Raw genomic sequence first — 17,884 nt, 5'->3', positions numbered from 1 at the left:
CAACGGCAGCGATCATGGCTCCAGGCTTCACCTGCAGTCCCTCGCCCTATGTTCCATTCAACTGGGAGAACTTCATCGTGCAACGATCCGAAGCCTACAAGCGCCGTCTGCTGCTTTTGTGCGCCGCGCTCGCGGGTGCGCCGCTCTTTATCGGCACCGCCGCACCCACTGCCGCCTGGGCACAAAACACCGCGAAAACCAGCGCGAAAATATCAAACCCGCAACTGGATGCACTGAGCGCACCCATTGCGCTGTATCCCGACGCGCTGCTCGCCCAAGTGTTGATGGCTTCGACCTTTGCCTCCGATGTCGCCGCCGCGGCGGCCTGGTCGAAAGCCCATCCCAATCTGACAGGCGATGATGCAGTCAAGGCCGTCGCCAGTGAGCCGTGGGATCCCAGTGTGCAATCGCTGGTCGCCTTTCCCCAGGTGCTCGCCATGATGGCGTCCAAACCCAGTTGGGTCTCGCAGTTGGGCGATGCCTTTCTGGCACAACCCAACGACGTCATGGATTCAGTGCAACGCCTGCGGCGGCAAGCACAGCAGGCAGGCAACCTGAAATCTGGCGAGCAGCAAAAGGTCATCGTCGAGCAAAGCACCATCCAGATCGTGCCGGTCAATCCGCAAGTGGTGTATGTGCCGACCTACAACCCAACGGTGGTCTACGGCACATGGCCTTATCCCGCTTATCCACCGGTGTATGTGCCACCGCCACCCGGCTATGCGATTGCGGCCGGCTTCGCCACGGGCCTTGCGTTCGGCGCAGGGGTGGCCGTGGCCAATTCGCTCTGGGGCGGATTCAACTGGAATACCCACGACGTCAATATCAACGTCAATCGTTACAACAACCTCAACGTCAATAACCGGATCAACGCAAATGGCAACACCGCGAACTGGAACCGGAATGACAGCGTCAACCGTCACGCGAATCTGAATCGCGGCCCGGATGGCATGGCAGGCGGCATGGGCATGGCGCAGCGCGATGCCTACCGTGGCCGCGATATCACCGCAGCTCGTACCCAAGCCCAGCAAACCCTGCAAAACCGCACGGGGCAAAGCCTCGGCGGCAACGCCAGCCAGCGCGTTCAGGAGATTCATCAAGGCGGCGCGGCAACCGGTGAAGGTAATTTACGCAGCCAGGCGCACAGCCTGAACCACGACAACGCGTTACGCGGCGCAGGCAACGGCAATGCCGCCCGGCAAGAAATGCAACGCGGCGAAGCTAGCCGTCAGGCGCTCTCCGGCCGCATGCCCTCCGCTACGCGAGGCAGCATGGCGGAGCCCGCCGGCTTGCAAGCGCCGCGGCCCAATGGGCTGGGCGCAAACGGCGGCGGCATCCTGCGGGGTGGCGGCGGGGGTGGCATGCAGCGTGGCGGCGGTCAGCGCCACTTTCATCGCTAACCATTCGCATGATCAAAAAGGAGCCGCTCATGATTCGCTTTTTTGCACCTTTCACCCACCGGATGCAGCGCATTTATCGTATTCACCCGCCTGCTCCGCACCGCACCGTGTTAACGGCAGCGCGCGTCACGCTCGCGTGCGCCGCGCTCGCACTCGGCTCCAGCGCTGTTTGCGCCCAGGCACGCTATCCCACGCCGGATGCGGCCGCCAGCGCCTTCGTCGAGGCGCTCGCCAGCAACGATCACGACGCCATGAAACACGTTCTGGGCAACGATTTCCAGCGCTTCATTCCCACCCGTGAAATCGGCGAAAACGATATTTACGCCTTCCTCGAAGCCTGGTCGAAAGGCCATCAAATCGTTCCGGACACCGCGTCTGCCGCACCCGCATCTGCTGCCCCCCATAGCCAGGCCCCCCAGGCCCCCCACGCCCGTGCTCACCTGGCGGTCGGGACAAGTGGCTGGACCCTGCCGATTCCCCTTGTGCAAAGCGCCAGTGGCTGGCACTTCGATCCTGTCGCCGCCCAGGACGAAATCCTGACGCGCCGCATCGGCCGCAATGAACATGCGGCAATGATGACCGCGCTGGGATATCTCGACGCGCAAAACGACTATCACGCGCTGACGCAGCACTACGCCTCGCGCATCGTCAGCACCCCGAGCCAGCGCGATGGGCTGTACTGGCCAACGGCGCCGGGCGAGCCGCAAAGCCCACTCGGCCCGCTAGCGGCCGTGATGTCACAAAAGGGTGGGCTCAAGGAAGGGTATTACGGTTATCACTACCGGATTCTGACGGCACAGGGCCCGCATGCAAAAGGCGGCGCGCAGAACTATCTCAAGCAGGGTGTGCTCACCCAAGGCTATGCGTTAGTGGCGTGGCCCGTCGAGTACGGCAAGACCGGTGTGATGAGTTTTATCGTCAACCAGGACGGCCAGTTGTACCAGAAGAACCTCGGGCCACGCTCCGCCCGTGCGGCAGCGATGCTCAAGGCGTTCGATCCTGATTCCTCGTGGCAAGCGGTACAGCCTTAACCTCCGGCGGGTGCAACAGGACCGCAGGTCCAACCAGTCCGGCATTCCACCCGCATTCCACCCGCGCCACGCTCGTGGCCGGGTGAGCCGCAAAAATAAAAACGTCCCAAAACCGTTCACAACACTAGCCCGCGCGGCTACGTCCCTGCTGCGCGCGCCACAAACCTTCGAGCGAATACACCGCCAGTGCCACCCAGATCGCGCCATAACCCACCAGCCGGACCTCGCCGAAGGCCTCGTGATAAATCAGCACACCCAGCAGCAGTTGCAACGTCGGCGTGATGTACTGAATCAATCCCAGCATCGATAGCGGAATTCTCCGCGCCCCTGCTGCAAACAGCAGCAGCGGAATCGCCGTGATCGGCCCCGCCAGCACCAGCAGCAGTTTGATACCCAGCGAAGCATCGGCAAAACCGCTTTCACCTTGCGCCGCCATCAGCGCGAGATATACCACCGCCACCGGAAACAACAGCATGGTTTCGAGCGTGAGCCCTTCCAGCGCCCCCAGCTTCGCGGTCTTGCGCAACAGGCCATAGCCGCCAAAGGTCAATGCCAGCGCGAAGCTGATCCACGGCGGCTGTCCATTTTGCCAGGTGAGCCACAACACGCCCGCGGCAGCAATCGCCACCGCCAGCCACTGCACACGCCGCAGCCGTTCGCCGAGAAAGCCCAGGCCAAAGAGCACGTTCATCAGTGGATTGATGAAGTAGCCGAGGCTGGCTTCGACGATATGTCCAGCGTTCACCGCCCAGATATAGATGCCCCAGTTCGTCGAGAGCAATAGGGCGCTGGCTGTAAAACGCGCCAGCAAACGCCGGTCGCGCAACACCGGACCGAGCCAGCGCCACTGCTGACGCCACGTCAGCACGACAAAGAGAAACAGCATCGACCAGACCATGCGGTGAGCCAGCATCTCCAGCGCGGAGATCTGTTGCAGCGCCTTGAAATAAACCGGGAACATGCCCCAGATGACAAATGCGAGAAACGCGTAAATAACGCCCGGATTCATGTTGAATAACCAGCAAAAAGAAGAAAAAGAACGACGGCCCGTCCGCATACAGCAACGATCCGTGCCCCAACTGCAAGCGCCGATTGTAGGCTCGCAGGCGAGCATCCCAGGCAAGCGCCTGTGAAATATCCGCGTTCCGGCCCACCCGCTACACCTTGTCCCGGTACACGCAAGACACGACGGATGCCTGAAATTTCCGCCTTCACGCGAACCTGACCCACGCATGCACGAGTTTTGCGACAATAACGGCTTTTCACTGACCGGGCGGTCGCGCCCTTCGCTTCAGAACAGGACACGGCCGCCTGATTCCAGCCACGCAGCAACGTATCGACACTCGGCACCCGGCACCCGGCACCCTCCTTTCCGCTTCCAGCGCGTTCCTTTATGTGCGCTGTTTTTCGTGATCTCCCGCGCTCCAGGCTCTATGGCACTTCCCGACATCAATCTTCTGTACTCCGCCTCTGGCCTGTTCGTTGGTTTTCTGGTTGGGTTGACTGGCGTGGGGGGGGGCTCATTAATGACGCCTATTCTGGTGTTGCTGTTCGGCGTCCATCCGGCGACAGCCGTCGGCACCGATCTGTTGTACGCCGCGGCAACCAAATCGGTGGGCACGTTCGTGCATGGGATCAAAGGATCGATCGACTGGCGCGTCACGTTACGGCTCGCCGCAGGCAGCGTGCCCGCCGCGGCGCTCACGCTGCTGCTACTGCACCGCTATGGCATGCACTCGTCGAGAACCAGTCAGATCATCCTGAACGTGCTGGGCGCCGCCCTGCTGCTCACCGCCCTGGCGCTGGTGTTCCGGCCGCAACTCGCCGCGCTGGCGGCGCGTCGCACAGCGCCTCCTGGCTCGCGCCGCGCGCTGGGCCTGACGATACTGACCGGAGCCGTATTGGGTGCGCTGGTATCGTTTACCTCGGTCGGAGCCGGGGCGATTGGCGTGACGGTTTTGCTGCTGCTCTATCCTCTGCTGCCCACCACGCGCATCATCGGCTCGGATATCGCGCATGCCGTGCCACTTACGCTGCTGGCGGGCACGGGGCACTGGCTGCTGGGATCGGTGGACTGGACGATGCTGCTGTCGCTGCTGCTCGGCTCGCTGCCAGGTATCGTACTGGGCAGTCATCTTTCATCGCGCGCACCCGATGTGCTGTTGCGGCACATTCTTGCCGTCACGCTGGCGCTGGTCGGCATCAAGCTGGTGTCGAGTTAGGCCTGGAAAAAATAAAACCGGTGAAGCCGTTTGGGCAAGAAAAAACAGCCTGTCTGACACGGAATACCCATTCCGTCCAGACAGGCTGTCTTGCATGGCATACCTGAGCGCACGCCGAGGGTGCCGCTCCCCCCAGCTTAAGCGCGCCCCGGCGCCGCCAGGTTAGTGCGGCTGTATGAACATCTTGTTTTGCACCGACGTCACACCTGCCACGCTTTTCGCGGCCTGGGTCGCCCGCTCGATCTGGCCTGCATCCGGCACCGAGCCCGCCAGGGTCACCGAGCCATTGCGGGCACGCACTGAAATATTCGACACGTCGAGCCCTTGTGCCTTAGCCAGCGCCCCCCTTACCTTGCGCCCCAGCGCGCTGTTCGCATGCTTTCTGGCAGAAGAAGACTTCGCCCCCGAAGCGGCCGCTGGCTGTGCATTGCTCGCCACCGTGCCCAAGGGCGCTGCATCGCTGGTTTGTGCCGACACGTGGCAAGCCGCGACCAATGCCATCGCACCACCCAGCATCTTCAGAAAATCGACCGATTTCATGCCTTTCATACCTTCTCTCCTTTTCACTTCGATTTAAACCGCTTCTAGCCAGCGGCTCAGGGACAACATTCCGAACAGCATCCGGCGCCGCAAGCGGCCTGTGGCATGGCTTGCCATGCGCACGCCATGCCACAGGCCAAACGAGGCCTGGACAAAATACGGAAACCACGAGAGGCGGGAAACAAAAACAGGAAAGCGCGGGCCTATGCAAACCGTCTGAATGCGGTGCTATCCGGGCAGTGCTTGCTGCAGCCTGAGCGAAAGGCATCTGGCTGGCGGCCGGCATGGGCCCGCCGGGCGAGCCGCTTGAAGCCAACCGGAGCCAACCTGAACCTGAAACAGTGGCAACGGGCAACCATGACGCTGTACTGAGCGCAGCGCTGCACAATTTAATCTAGCCGCGCCAGAAGCGCAAAGGGTTTCAGCAGGCGGGCCACACCCGGTTTTTGGCCTGTATGCGCGGCGCGGCCTGTGCCGTCAATCTCATGTACCATCAGCGCGAATCTTCATCCGACCCGCCATCAGGCTAGCGCAAGCGCTCCCCTTCGCAGCCTGGAGCGCCAGGCTGGCCTTGCCTCACACTGTTTTCATGAAGCCATCTTCCGGACGCAAAGCTCCTCCTCGCCTGGTCGCCCGTTTCGTCGCCATCTCCTGGCGCGATCTGGCCCTGTCGTTTGGCCCCATCGTGTTCATCAGCGCCCTCGCCATCTGGGCCGCTGTGCGTCTGATCCAGCCCGCGCCGCCTACCACGCTCACCCTCAGCGCAGGCCCGAAAGACAGCTCGTTTTGGAACTCCGCGCAGAAATACAAGGCGATCCTCGCGCGCAACCACATCACGCTCAATGTCCTGCCCTCCGAAGGCTCGCTCGACAACCTGAAGCGTCTGTCAACGCCTGGCAGCAACGTCGATGTCGGCTTCGTCCAGGATGGCGTCGCCCTTCATGCCACGCATGAGGGGCTGGCTTCGCTGGGGAGCGTGGCCTACGTGCCGCTCGTGATTTTTTATCGCGGCACGCCGCGCACGCGGCTCTCCGAATTCGCCGGCGAGCACCTCGCCATTGGTGCGGAAGGCAGTGGCACCCGCGAGCTCGCGCTCGCCTTGCTCAAAGCCAATGGCATTGTGCCAGGCGGCCCGACAACGCTCGCGCCGCTGTCGGGAGAAGACGCCGCCGCCGCCCTGATCTCAGGCAAGGTCGACGCAGCGTTTCTGGCGGGTGATTCCGCGCAGCCCCCGGTGATGAACCAGCTGTATCGCACCCCGAACGTACTGCTCTACGATTTCATCCAGGCCGATGCTTATGCCCGACGCTTTCCGTATCTGACGAAGATCACCCTGCCGATGGGTTCGTTCAATCTGGGCCAAAACGTGCCTTCGAGTCCGGTTTATCTGGTTGCACCCACCGTCGAACTGGTGGCGCGCGACACCTTGCATCCCGCGCTTTCGGACCTGCTGATCGAAGCGGCTCGTGAGGTGCATGGCAAGGCCGGGCTGCTGCAACAGGCCGGCGAATTTCCCGCGCCGCGCGCCCATGATTTTCCGCTCAGCGACAACGCCCTACGCTATTACCAGTCAGGCAAAAGCTTTTTGTACCGCTCATTGCCCTTTTGGCTCGCCAGTCTCGCGGACCGGTTGCTGGTGCTGCTGGTGCCCCTCATCGTGGTGCTGATTCCCAGCATGCGCCTCGTGCCCGCGCTCTACGCGTGGCGCGTGAAATCGCGGATCTATCGCTGGTACGGCACGCTGATTGCCATCGAACGCGAAGCCCTCAGTGATATCACGGCAGCAGAGCGCCAGGCGCTGCTCGAGCGGCTTGATGTGATCGAGGAATCCGTCAATGGGCTGAAGATGCCGCTCGCCTATGCCGACCAGTTCTATGTATTGCGCGAACACATCGGCTTTGTGCGTTCACGTTTAAGCCGAAGCCACGTCTGGCATGCCACGCCCCCGGATGCGCCCAAGGCTTGATGCACCCGGTCTCCCGAACATCCCCGGCCCGCCCAGGCAAGCGCCCACATGAAGCGTTCAAACCCACGCGTGCCCTCGCCCTCACACCATGAACCCCACTCCGGAAAGCGCCATGACACACGGCATCGAAGCAGCTCAGCCACACTGGTTTTACGATTTCGTCTCACCGTTTAGCTATTTGCTGCTGGAACAGCACGACAAGTGGCCAACCCTCGCTTTCAATGCCACGCCCATCGAACTCGATACGCTCTACCGTCATTGGGGTGGGCGAGCCGCGTACAGCCTGCCCACCAAGCGGATCTTCACTTACCGTCATGCGCTCTTTCGCGCCGAGCAACTGGGCATTCCGTTCCGGATGCCCCCCGTGCATCCGTTTGATTCGCGCGCCGCTATGCAACTGGCGCTCGCCACGAACGCGGATATCCAAGGCGTGCGCGAAATTTTCCGCTTCATCTGGCGCGAAGGGCGTGACCCTTCCACCGCCGAAGGCTTCGCCAGCCTGTGTGAGCGGCTGGGGCAAAACGGCGACGTGCTACAGGCCGCTAACGCTACAGCGCAGGCGCAATTGCAGCGCAATACCGCTGAAGCCATCGCGCTGGGTGTGTTTGGGGTGCCGACGTTTTACCTCGATGGGCAATTGTTCTGGGGCGAAGATGCGCTGCCGATGGTGCTGTACTGCGCCCGCACGCCGAACTGGCTCGAATCGAAAGAAGTCCAGCGCGTCAGCGCACTGCCGTCAGCCGTGAAGCCAGACTAATCCGCGTTAATCCCAGCCCCGGCTCGCAGGCGGCGGCTGTTGCAGCAGCTCGGCACATACGGCCAGCGCAATCGAAGACGGCGCCTTACCGAGAATGCCGGGCACGCCAACGGGGCAAATCATGCGTGCGATCCGAGCTGCGGCAACACCGCGCTCACGCAAGCGCCGCTCGAATTTCACCCGCTTCGTACGCGAGCCAATCATGCCGAAGTAGCCCACAGCACGCCGCCGCATGATGCACTGGGCCAACAGAAAATCAAGCGCGTGGTCGTGTGTCATCACCAGAAAATACGCGCCTGGAGGCGCCTGATCGACCAGCGCTTCAGGCGTGTCGGTGGCTTCGATTGCGACATTGGCGGGCACCGTTGCAGGAAACAGCGCTTCACGTGCATCGACCCATTGCACGACGCACGGCAGTTGCCCCAGCAACGTCACCAGCGCCTGGCCGACATGCCCGGCGCCGAACAGCACGAGATGAAACGATGCATCGCTCATGGCCGGCGCAGGGACAACCACGGACGACGCTGCGACAACTCCGTGGGTAAATCAGTGGGCAACATCACCGGCCTCTTGCATCGGGTTCACCGGGTTCGCTGCGGGCCGCGCCGTTGTCCGTGAAGCACCGCTGGCTGCACGCACCGCACGCACCGCATTCACCGCAGCCAGAATCGCCTCGCCGGTTGCGGGCGCATCGAGCGGCGGATTGACAGGCCGCGCCTCAAAACCCGCGTTTTCGTTTTCGTTTTCGTCCTCGGCCACGCTGGCCACCGCATCGCGCAGCGCGAAAAACACGGAGAACGCCAACAGCAGCGGCGGCTCGCCTACCGCCTTGGAGCGATGAATGCTGTCCGCCACATTGCGATTGTCGAAAAGCTTGACGCGAAACTCCGGCGGGCAGTCATTGCTGGCCGGAATCTTGTAGGTGGATGGCGCATGCGTCATCAAGCGGCCTTGTGCGTTCCACCACAGCGCCTCGGTAGTCAGCCAACCCATGCCCTGGATAAAGCCGCCTTCAACCTGGCCCAGATCCAGCGCCGGATTCAGCGAGGCGCCAGCGTCGTGCAGAATGTCGGCACGCAGCACACGCATCTCGCCTGTCAGCGTATCGATCACCACCTCGGACACCGCCGCGCCATAGGCGTAGTAAAAAAACGGATGGCCTTGCAGCGTGGCGGCGTTCCAGTGCAATCCGGGTGTCGCGTAAAAACCGTCCGACCATAACTGCACGCGCGCCAGATAAGCGGCGGCCACCACCTCATCGAACGGCACCACCGTTGTCCCCACCCTCACCTGATTGTCGGCAAAACGCACCGCGTCAGGTGTGAGCGCCTCATCATGGGCCCCAGCAGCGTAATGCGTCACAGCAAATGCCGCGAGACGCTCGCGCAACTCGCGCGCGGCATTTTGCGCGGCCCGGCCATTCAGGTCAGAGCCGGTCGAAGCCGCCGTGGCCGAAGTGTTGGCGACCTTGCTCGTATCGGTGGCGCTCACGCGCACGCGGTTCAGTGTGAGGCCCAGTTCATGCGCGACGACCTGCGCGACCTTGGTATGAAGCCCCTGCCCCATCTCGGTGCCACCGTGATTCACCAGCACCGAGCCGTCGAGATAGAGATGCACCAGCGCACCCGCCTGGTTCAGATGCGTGACATTAAACGCGATGCCGAACTTGACCGGCGTGAGCGCCAGACCTTTTTTCAGCACCCGGTTTTGCGCATTGAAAACACGTACCGCGGCGCGGCGCGCGCGGTAATCGCTACTCGCTTCCAGTTCGTCGAGCAACTGCGGCAGGACGTTGTCTTCGAGCGTCTGGCCATACGGTGTCTGGTTGCACGAGGTCTGACCATACAGGTTGCGGCGGCGCACATCGAGCGGATCGAGTTTGAGCGAACGGGCGATGTTGTCGATCAGGTATTCGATGGCAAAAGCGCCCTGGGGGCCGCCAAAACCGCGAAACGCGGTATTCGACTGTGTGTGGGTCTTGCCGCAAAAGCCCTCGATCGATACATGGGGCAGCCAGTACGCGTTATCGAAATGACAGATCGCCCGCGTCATCACCGGCCCCGACAGATCGGCGGAATAACCACAGCGCGCCGTCATCTCCACGGCCACGCCTTCGATCAGGCCGCTGTCGTCATAACCGACGTCATAGGTGTAGTGAAAATCGTGGCGCTTGCCCGTGATGAGCATGTCGTCGTCGCGGTCGGCGCGCAGCTTCACGGGGCGCTGCAGCTTCCACGCCGCCAGCGCCGCGCAACAGGCAAACAGGCCCGATTGCGATTCCTTGCCGCCAAACCCGCCGCCCATGCGACGGCATTCGACTTGCACGCCATGCACCGCTACGCCTAGCAGATGCGCCACCAGTTGCTGCATCTCCGAGGGATGCTGGGTCGAACACCACACATGCATGCCGTTGTCTTCTTTAGGTACGGCGTAAGCGATCTGGCCTTCGAGATAGAACTGCTCCTGGCCACCCAATTGCATCTCGCCACGTTCCCGATGCGCCGCGCGGGCGAGATGCGTGGGCGCATCGCCGCGCGTGAGCTTCATCGGCGGCACCACCTGGGCGCCTGCGGCCCGCGCCTGCTGCGCGCTCAGGATCGCGGGCCGCTCGTCATAGACAATCTGCGCGGCACGGGCAGCCCGCCGGGCGATCTCGTGCGAATTCGCCACCACCAGAAAAACCGGTTGCCCCACGTATTGCACGATACCTTCGGCCAGTACCGGATCGTCGTGAACGATCGGACCGCAATCGTTCACGCCTGGAATATCGGCGGCGGTCAACACCGCGACAACGCCGGGCATGGCCCGCACCGCGTCGAGCGAAACCGACACCAGCCGCGCATGCGCCTTTTGCGACAAGCCCAGCGCGGCATGCAGCGTGCCCGCCAGAGGCGGGATGTCGTCGGTGTACGTGGCGCGGCCACTGACATGCAGATGCGCCGATTCATGCGGCGGCGAGGGCTGGCCAGGCTCGATCAAAGAGGCGGCAGAGGCGATATGTGGGTTCATTCAGGAGCTCTCCTTGAGCTTGAGCGGCAATGCGTGCCGCGCGCCTCAGACAGCCGGAGCCAGCGGCGTTGCAACGAGGGCCGCCGCACGAACATCCAGTGCCTGTGGCGGCAAGGGCTCATGGGGCCGGGTTTCGAGCCAGAAGCGATACAGCAGGTTTTGCGCGGCCTGCATGCGGTAGAGGCGGCTCGCGCGCATATCGTCCAGTGGAGTGAAATCGCGGGCCAGCGCCTGCATCGCAGCGCGCACCGTCGCCTCATCCCAGCGCGCCTCCGCGAGCACGGCTTCGGTGTGAGCGGCGCGCTGGGGTGTCGCCGCCATCCCGCCGAACGCGATCCTCGGCGCATGCAGCCGCTCACCGTCCAGCACCAGCGCAAACGCCCCACACACCGCGGAAATATCGGAATCAAAGCGCTTCGACAGCTTGTAGCTGCGGAACTGGAAACCGGGCAGCCCCGCCGCCTGGGTGCTGCGCACAGGCACCTTGAGACTCACGATGAACTCGTGTTCAGCGAGGTCTTTCTTCTGGTACGCCAGATAGAGATCTTCCAGCGCGAGTTCGCGCGTGTGCGCCTCGCGGCCCGCAATCACCACACGGGCGCCGAGCGCAATCAGGCCGGGCATCGCATCGCCAATTGGCGAACCGTTGGCGATATTGCCGCCCAGCGTGCCCGCATTGCGGATCGGCAACGAGGCAAAGCGCCGCCAGATATCGTTCAGCTCGGGATAGTGCTGCACCAGTGCGGCATAGGCGCGCTCCAACGTCACCGCCGCTCCAATTTCAAGCCATTGGGGCGTCATGCCGATCTGTTGCAAGGCATCGATTCGCCCGAGATAAACGAGATCGCCCAGTTCGCGCATCTGCTTCGTCACCCATAAACCGATATCCGTGCCACCCGCCAGAATGCGCGCGGCGGGTCGCTGCGCCTTGAGCTGCGCCAGTGCAGCTAGCGTGCGCGGGGCACTGAAATGCTGGCCGCGATGAACGTAATCAAACGTTTGCGTGCGCTGCAACGGAACCAGCGCAGCGGCCAGCGCGGCCCGGTTAACGCGTGCCGATACCGCCGGCGCGGGCAAGTCGAACATGCGTTCGGCCGCATCGAGAATCGGCCGATAACCGGTGCAGCGGCACAGGTTACCGCTCAGCGCATCGCCGAGCGCCTCGCGCGTGGGCCGTTCGCGCTCGCCATGCACGTGCCCAGCGGTTTCAGGGTCGGGGCCATGCTGTTCATAAAGCGCCCATAGCGACATCACAAACCCCGGCGTGCAAAAACCGCATTGCGAAGCGTGGCACTCCACCATCGCCTGTTGCACCGGATGCAGCGTGCCATCGGGCTGGAGCACATCTTCGACGGTAAACAGAGCCCGGCCATCGAGCGTCGGCAAAAACTGAATGCACGCATTGACCGCCCTGAAACTCACGCCGCCTGCTGTATCCAGTTCGCAGAGGACAACGGTACAAGCGCCGCAATCGCCTTCGGCGCAACCTTCCTTGGTACCGGTGCAATGCACGTCTTCACGCAGATACTGCAAAACCGTGCGCGTCACCGGCGCCTCGCTGATTTCGTGCAAGGTCTGGCGATGGTAAAAACGAATGGGCTGGTTCATGGGGAATGACTCATCAGGAATGACGCGGCTCGATGGATTTGTTCTTGTTCTGGTTTTGGTGCTGACCTGGGCCGCGTCCGCGTTCAACGCGAACCACAAGGCCCAGACGGTTAGAACGCTAACACTGCCCATCAGTGCAACTCATACGGCATGGCACATGCAGATCATGTCAGCAATGCCATAGCGGGATAAACCGCGCGTCTCGCCCAGACAGGACGACGCCTGCAGAAAAAACGGTTCCATGGGAAAATCTCGCGCTTTTGCTGCTTTCAATTGCTGTTTTCCCTATGCCCCCTGATTCGACCGATTCAACCTCCACCGCCCCAACGCCTCCTCCCTGTAACACGCGTATTACCCGCTTTACGCGTTTCAAGCCTCACGCCTCGACTTCACAGATCCTGCCCGTCGTCTTTTTCACCTTTCTCTGTTATCTGACCATTGGCATTCCGCTAGCGGTGCTGCCGGGCTATGTCCACGGCGATCTGGGTTACAGCACGATCCTCGCGGGTGCGGCCATCAGCCTGCAATATCTGGCCACCCTGGCCTCCCGGCCGCTGGCTGGACGCACCGCCGACACCCTCGGGCCGAAACAGGCCGTCGCGCTTGGGCTCACGGGCTGCGCACTGAGTGGCGCGTTGCTGTTCGCAGCCGCGCTGTGTCAGCCTTGGCCCGGGCCGAGCCTGATTCTACTGGCGCTGAGCCGGATCCTGCTCGGCTGCGGCGAAAGCTTGTGCGGCACAGGGGCGATTCTCTGGGGCATTGGCCGCAGCGGCCCAACCAACAACGCTCGCGTCATTTCCTGGAATGGCATCGCCACCTATGGCGCGCTCGCCGCCGGTGCGCCACTGGGCGTGGCGCTCATGCAGACGTTCGGTTTTGCCTCACTCGGGCTCGCGGTGCTGGCCCTGGCCGTGGCGGGCTACACCCTCGCGCGCCGGGTCGCACCCGTGCCCGTGGTGCATGGCGAACGGATGAAGTACCGCAGCGTCTTCACCCGGGTGCTGCCGCATGGCATTGGGCTCGCGCTCGGCTCCGCCGGATTTGGTGTGATTGCGACGTTCATCACGCTGTTTTATGCCGCGCACCACTGGCCGAATGCCGCGCTCTCGCTCACCGTATTCGGCACGCTATTCATCGGTGCACGGCTGCTGTTTTCCAACGCGATTCGTCATTACGGCGGGTTTCGCGTAGCCGTCGTGTCGTTTGCACTGGAATGCGCGGGCTTGCTGATGCTCTGGCTCGCACCCGATGCACACGTCGCGCTCGCGGGCGCGGCATTGACCGGGATCGGTTTCGCGCTGGTGTTTCCGGCGCTCGGCGTCGAAGCCGTGGCGCTCGTGCCGCCCGCCAGCCGTGGAGCGGCGTTGTCGGCGTACTCGGTATTTCTGGATTTATCGCTCGGCATCACCGGGCCGCTAGCGGGGTTGATCGCTGGAGCGTTCGGCTATAGCTCGGTATTTTTGTTCGCAGCAATCGCATCGGCTGCGGCAGCGGGGCTGTCAGCGCTGCTCTATCGGCGCAGCAGGCAAGCGCTAGCCGCCGATCACCGGCAGGCCACGACAGACTAGGCAAAAAAAACCGCAGCGCGTTCGAGACGAACGTGTGCTGCGGCTCAGACTTCCTTTCCTGCCAGGCCAACCCAGTGGCTTAGCGCACCTTGCGCGGGTCCAGCTTCTTGCCGGCTTCCTTGTTGTAACGCTCGACATACTCTTCGATCAGCTTGCGCATGGCGCGTCCGATCTTGCGGTAATCGGATTCGTTCAGGTTCGCCAGCGACACCCGTCCTGAAGGATGCTTGGTGCCAAACCCGCGTCCTGGCAGCAGCACCACGCGCGCCTCGCGCGCCAGGCGGAACAGCAGTTCCGACGGCTCGGTGTTCTTGAACAGCCAGTCGACAAACTCGCGGCCGAACATGCGTTCACCCAGGAACTCCAGATCGAGGATCGTGTAGTAATCCACCTGATTCGGATCGTCGTTTTCGAACGAAATCCCCACCTCCTCATAGAGCGCACGTTTGCGGCTGCGAATCAGACGCTTGAGCGCTTTCTTGTACGCATCCGGCGTATCCATCAGCGAGAACAGCGAGAACAGCACCATCTGCACCTGCTGCGGCGTCGAGAGTCCAGCCGTATGGTTCAGTGCAACGGTACGGCTATCCGCCACCAGACGGTCGATAAACTTGAGCTGATCGGGTTCGGTCGTGATGGATTCGTAACGCTTGTGCAACTCCTGCTTCACGTTTTTTGGCAGCTCCGAAATCAGCCGGTCGAGCACGTTGTCGTAATGCGTTGCAATCGTGCCCAGACGCCAGCCCGTCGCGCCAAAGTACTTCGAATACGAGTACACGAGAATCGTGTTCTGCGGCGCAAGCGCGAAAAGCGAAACGAAATCGTCGGCAAACGTGCCGTACACGTCATCGGTGAGCAAGATCAGGTCTGGTCGCTCCTTGACGATGTCGGCGATGTACTCGAGGCTCTCGTCGCTGATCTTCACCGACGGCGGATTGCTTGGGTTCACGAGGAAGAACGCCTTGACCTTCGGATCACGCAGCTTGTCGAGTTCCTTCTTCGAATACTGCCAGCCGTTTTCCACATCGGCGTTCAGGTTCACGACATTCAACTGGTAGTCGTTCAACTGGGGAATTTCGATGTACGGCGTGAAAATCGGCATACCCAGCGCGATGGTGTCGCCTGGAGCGATCAGATGGTTCTCGCGCATCGTGTTGAAGATGTACGTCATCGCGGCCGTGCCGCCTTCCACGGCGAACACGTCGAATTCGCCAATGAACGGATGGGCGCCGATCATCTCGCGGCGCAAATACTGCCCGACGATGACTTCGGACAGCTTGAGCATGCGGTCAGGCACAGGGTAGTTCGACGCGAGGATGCCTTCGCACATTTCATAGAGAAAATCGCCTGCGTTCAGGCCAAGCTGGTCACGCACATACGACACCGCGCCACGCAGAAAGTCGATACCCGCAACGCCATGGTTTTCGCGCAGGAACAGGTCGAAGCGTTCGGTCAGGCCTTCACGTTGTGGAAAGCCACCGATGCCTTCAGGCATGAACGCAAACGAGCGTTCTGATTCGCGCATGGCGAACAGCCCAAGCTGCCAGAAGCCATGGCGCGGAATCGTGGCGAGAAAGTTCGGGTTGCCGCGCCCGGCGTTCAGCATGGCGACATTCGCCGCACGCTCCACCGCGCCGCCGCCGGCGGCCTTGATCAGTTCATCCTTCAGCTCAAACGGACTGAGTGCGGCCAGTTTGGCCTGTTCACTGCTGCTTTTGCCTTTGGTCATGATGCGGTCTCCGGTAACAGGAAAAAAGGAAAAAAGGAAAAAGATGCTGGCGCTCATGCCGCGCATAGAGCGTGGCGGGCGTCAGCATCGAGCAAAAAATACGGAACAAACAAGGTCAACAGATACGGGACAAGCCGTGCCGCGCGCTAAACCAGCCCCACGACAAGCGGTCCAAGCAAAGTCAAGGCAACGTTGGCGATCGCATAGGTAATGGCAAACGGCACGGTTGGCACGGCGCTTTCGGCCTTGTCGAGCACCCCGCCAAAAGCAGGATTGGCACTGCGCGAACCCGACAGGGCGCCCGCGAGAATCGCCGCATTTTTATAGCCCAGCACGTAGCGGCCAAACAGCATGGTCAGCAAGAGCGGGAACAGGGTGACGAAAACGCCCAGCAAGAAGATCGTCATGCCGCTTTGCTTGACGGTCACGATGGCCTGCAAGCCGGAGTTCAGCCCCACCACCGCGACGAACGCCGCCAGGCCGAAATCCTTGAGCAGTTGCGATGCAGCGGGAGGCATCACGCCATACATCGGGTGCTTGCCGCGCATCCAGCCGAACAGCAGGCCTGCCAGCAGACAGCCGCCCCCTGAACCCAGCGTCAAGGGAATGCCGGCGACATTCACCACCACGAGACCAATCAGCAAGCCCAGCACCAGCCCGACGCCCATATAGATGAAATCGGTCTTGATGCTGTATGGCAGCTCATAACCCGCGGCTTCGACGGCGCGCTTGGTGTCTTTCGACAGACCATAAAACGTGATCACGTCACCGTGTTCGAGCGTGGTTTCGGGCATCACGGGCAGCGGCTTGCCCGCGCGCGTTACCTCCTGCACAAACACGCCGTGACGCAAATCGCGGTCCACACGCGAGCGCACTTCCGCAATCGACGTGTGGTTCATGCCCTTGCGCGTGAACACCCCTTGACGGGTCTGCAGCACGAGACCGCTGCCGTCTTCCGGGCTCACTTCCGGGCCGATCTGCGGCGCGGCGTCGACCATGCCTTCGCGGTGGCCCACGACGAACACCACGTCGTCCTGTTGCAGCACGGTGTCGGGGCTGAGTTCCAGCGCCTTGCCCCCGCGCTGGATGCGCTCGATGGTAATCAGGTCATGCTGCTCGACCTCGATCTCGGACACCTTGCGCCCCACCGCCTGCTTCACGGTATAAGCGCGCCCAACTAACTCAGGCAACGCGGGCAACTGTCCTGCCGTGCGCACGGGGCGTCCTCCGGACATCTCTTTTTCGGCCTCGATGGAGGCTTCGCGCAGCCCTTGCCCCATGAACTTCGGCAAGATGTTGACGCAGACGATGATGGCCCCGAGCGAACCGAACACATAGGTCACCGCATAGGCAATCGCCACATCCGACTGCAAGGATTTCACCTGGTCGGCAGGCAAGCCGAGGCGCGCGATGGCATCGCCCGCGGTGCCGATAATGGCCGACTGGGTGAGCGCACCGCCCGCCAGCCCGGCAGCGAGGCCCTTGTTCAGATGAAACAGCTTGGCGCAGATCACCACGGTCACCAGTGCCGAGATGGCAAGAAACAGCGCCATCGCAATCTCACGCAAGGTTTTGCGGTTCAGCGAGTTGAAAAAGCCTGGGCCCGAATCATAGCCAACGGCATAAATAAAGACCGCGAACATCACAGACTTCACCCCGTTATCGATCGTCACACCCGCCTGGCTAATCACTACGGCAGCCAGCAAGGAGCCCCCGACACCGCCTAGCTGAAACTTGCCGAATTTGATCTGGCCAATGAAATAACCAATGGCGAGCGAGAGGAACAACGCAATCTCGGGTGATTTTTGAAAAATGTCATGTATCCAGGTCATTGTGTCCTCACATTGCAATGCGCGGTGAATAGGAAGCTTGCTTCTGTGGCGTTTTCACTTAGTGCATCATTCAAAAAAAATCCATTGAAAAGAAAATATTCCAGTGGTTATTGCGCAAAACGAAATGATAAAGTTTGCATTAATGTGCGCAGCGAAATTGAATGAAATTCATCGGTCATCATCGTTGAATCTCAAAGCGTGGACTGCGCACACCATACGGCA

Annotated in this window: 13 protein-coding genes; 6 read left to right on the top strand and 7 right to left on the bottom strand. The window is 61.8% G+C overall.

From position 1 onward, the window contains the following. Positions 1-77 precede the first annotated feature (77 nt). Together GH657_RS04450 and GH657_RS04445 are read left to right on the top strand one after the other, a co-directional pair. Complete coding sequence (locus GH657_RS04450; protein ID WP_153101637.1) at positions 78-1,400, top strand: DUF3300 domain-containing protein; 1,323 nt, start codon at positions 78-80, stop codon at positions 1,398-1,400. 62 nt (positions 1,401-1,462) lie between these two features. Further along, positions 1,463-2,431 carry a DUF2950 domain-containing protein gene (locus GH657_RS04445; RefSeq protein ID WP_153101636.1) on the top strand — a complete coding sequence of 323 codons (969 nt, stop codon included), beginning with the start codon at positions 1,463-1,465 and terminating at the stop codon, positions 2,429-2,431. A gap of 124 nt (positions 2,432-2,555) precedes the next feature. Here GH657_RS04445 and rarD read toward each other — a convergent pair whose 3' ends face one another. Beyond that, the gene (gene rarD, locus GH657_RS04440; protein ID WP_153099601.1) at positions 2,556-3,440 is read right to left on the bottom strand and encodes an EamA family transporter RarD; all 885 of its coding nucleotides are present in this window, start codon (positions 3,438-3,440) and stop codon (positions 2,556-2,558) included. 424 nt (positions 3,441-3,864) lie between these two features. Between rarD and GH657_RS04435 the strand changes: the two genes are divergently transcribed. Beyond that, positions 3,865-4,653, top strand: a complete 789-nt coding sequence (locus GH657_RS04435) for a sulfite exporter TauE/SafE family protein (protein WP_153099600.1) — start codon at positions 3,865-3,867, stop codon at positions 4,651-4,653. A 162-nt stretch (positions 4,654-4,815) separates the two neighbouring features. On the opposite strand, the gene GH657_RS04430 is transcribed toward GH657_RS04435, so the two are convergent. Further along, the gene (locus tag GH657_RS04430; RefSeq protein ID WP_153101635.1) at positions 4,816-5,193 is read right to left on the bottom strand and encodes a BON domain-containing protein; all 378 of its coding nucleotides are present in this window, start codon (positions 5,191-5,193) and stop codon (positions 4,816-4,818) included. 589 nt (positions 5,194-5,782) lie between these two features. Here GH657_RS04430 and GH657_RS04425 point away from each other — a divergent pair. Together GH657_RS04425 and GH657_RS04420 are read left to right on the top strand one after the other, a co-directional pair. Further along, positions 5,783-7,159, top strand: a complete 1,377-nt coding sequence (locus GH657_RS04425; RefSeq protein ID WP_153099599.1) for a TAXI family TRAP transporter solute-binding subunit — start codon at positions 5,783-5,785, stop codon at positions 7,157-7,159. A 112-nt stretch (positions 7,160-7,271) separates the two neighbouring features. Continuing rightward, positions 7,272-7,916, top strand: coding sequence for a 2-hydroxychromene-2-carboxylate isomerase (locus tag GH657_RS04420; protein WP_153101634.1), 645 nt, complete (start codon positions 7,272-7,274; stop codon positions 7,914-7,916). A gap of 6 nt (positions 7,917-7,922) precedes the next feature. On the opposite strand, the gene xdhC is transcribed toward GH657_RS04420, so the two are convergent. From xdhC to xdhA, 3 genes are read right to left on the bottom strand one after another with little or no spacing between them, the layout of a single operon-like run. Then, positions 7,923-8,411, bottom strand: coding sequence for a xanthine dehydrogenase accessory protein XdhC (gene xdhC / locus GH657_RS04415; RefSeq protein ID WP_153099598.1), 489 nt, complete (start codon positions 8,409-8,411; stop codon positions 7,923-7,925). 51 nt (positions 8,412-8,462) lie between these two features. After that, positions 8,463-10,925, bottom strand: a complete 2,463-nt coding sequence (gene xdhB / locus GH657_RS04410) for a xanthine dehydrogenase molybdopterin binding subunit (RefSeq protein WP_153099597.1) — start codon at positions 10,923-10,925, stop codon at positions 8,463-8,465. A gap of 45 nt (positions 10,926-10,970) precedes the next feature. Further along, positions 10,971-12,533, bottom strand: a complete 1,563-nt coding sequence (xdhA, locus tag GH657_RS04405; RefSeq protein ID WP_153099596.1) for a xanthine dehydrogenase small subunit — start codon at positions 12,531-12,533, stop codon at positions 10,971-10,973. A gap of 287 nt (positions 12,534-12,820) precedes the next feature. On the opposite strand from xdhA, the gene GH657_RS04400 reads away from it, so the two are divergent. Further along, positions 12,821-14,101 (top strand): MFS transporter, encoded by a 1,281-nt coding sequence (locus tag GH657_RS04400; protein ID WP_153099595.1) that lies wholly within the window; start codon positions 12,821-12,823, stop codon positions 14,099-14,101. A gap of 79 nt (positions 14,102-14,180) precedes the next feature. Here GH657_RS04400 and GH657_RS04395 read toward each other — a convergent pair whose 3' ends face one another. Together GH657_RS04395 and aspT are read right to left on the bottom strand one after the other, a co-directional pair. Beyond that, on the bottom strand, positions 14,181-15,830 hold the full coding sequence (locus GH657_RS04395) for a bifunctional aspartate transaminase/aspartate 4-decarboxylase (protein WP_153099594.1): 1,650 nt from the start codon (positions 15,828-15,830) through the stop codon (positions 14,181-14,183). 146 nt (positions 15,831-15,976) lie between these two features. Then, positions 15,977-17,662: an aspartate-alanine antiporter gene (gene aspT, locus GH657_RS04390; protein ID WP_153099593.1), complete on the bottom strand. Its 1,686-nt coding sequence runs from the start codon at positions 17,660-17,662 to the stop codon at positions 15,977-15,979. Positions 17,663-17,884: the final 222 nt, after the last annotated feature.

This window comes from Paraburkholderia hayleyella, from assembly GCF_009455685.1.
Lineage (GTDB): Bacteria > Pseudomonadota > Gammaproteobacteria > Burkholderiales > Burkholderiaceae > Paraburkholderia > Paraburkholderia hayleyella.
The sequence above is the reverse complement of the archived record's forward strand: the minus strand, read 5'-3'. Positions and strand labels throughout refer to the sequence as shown.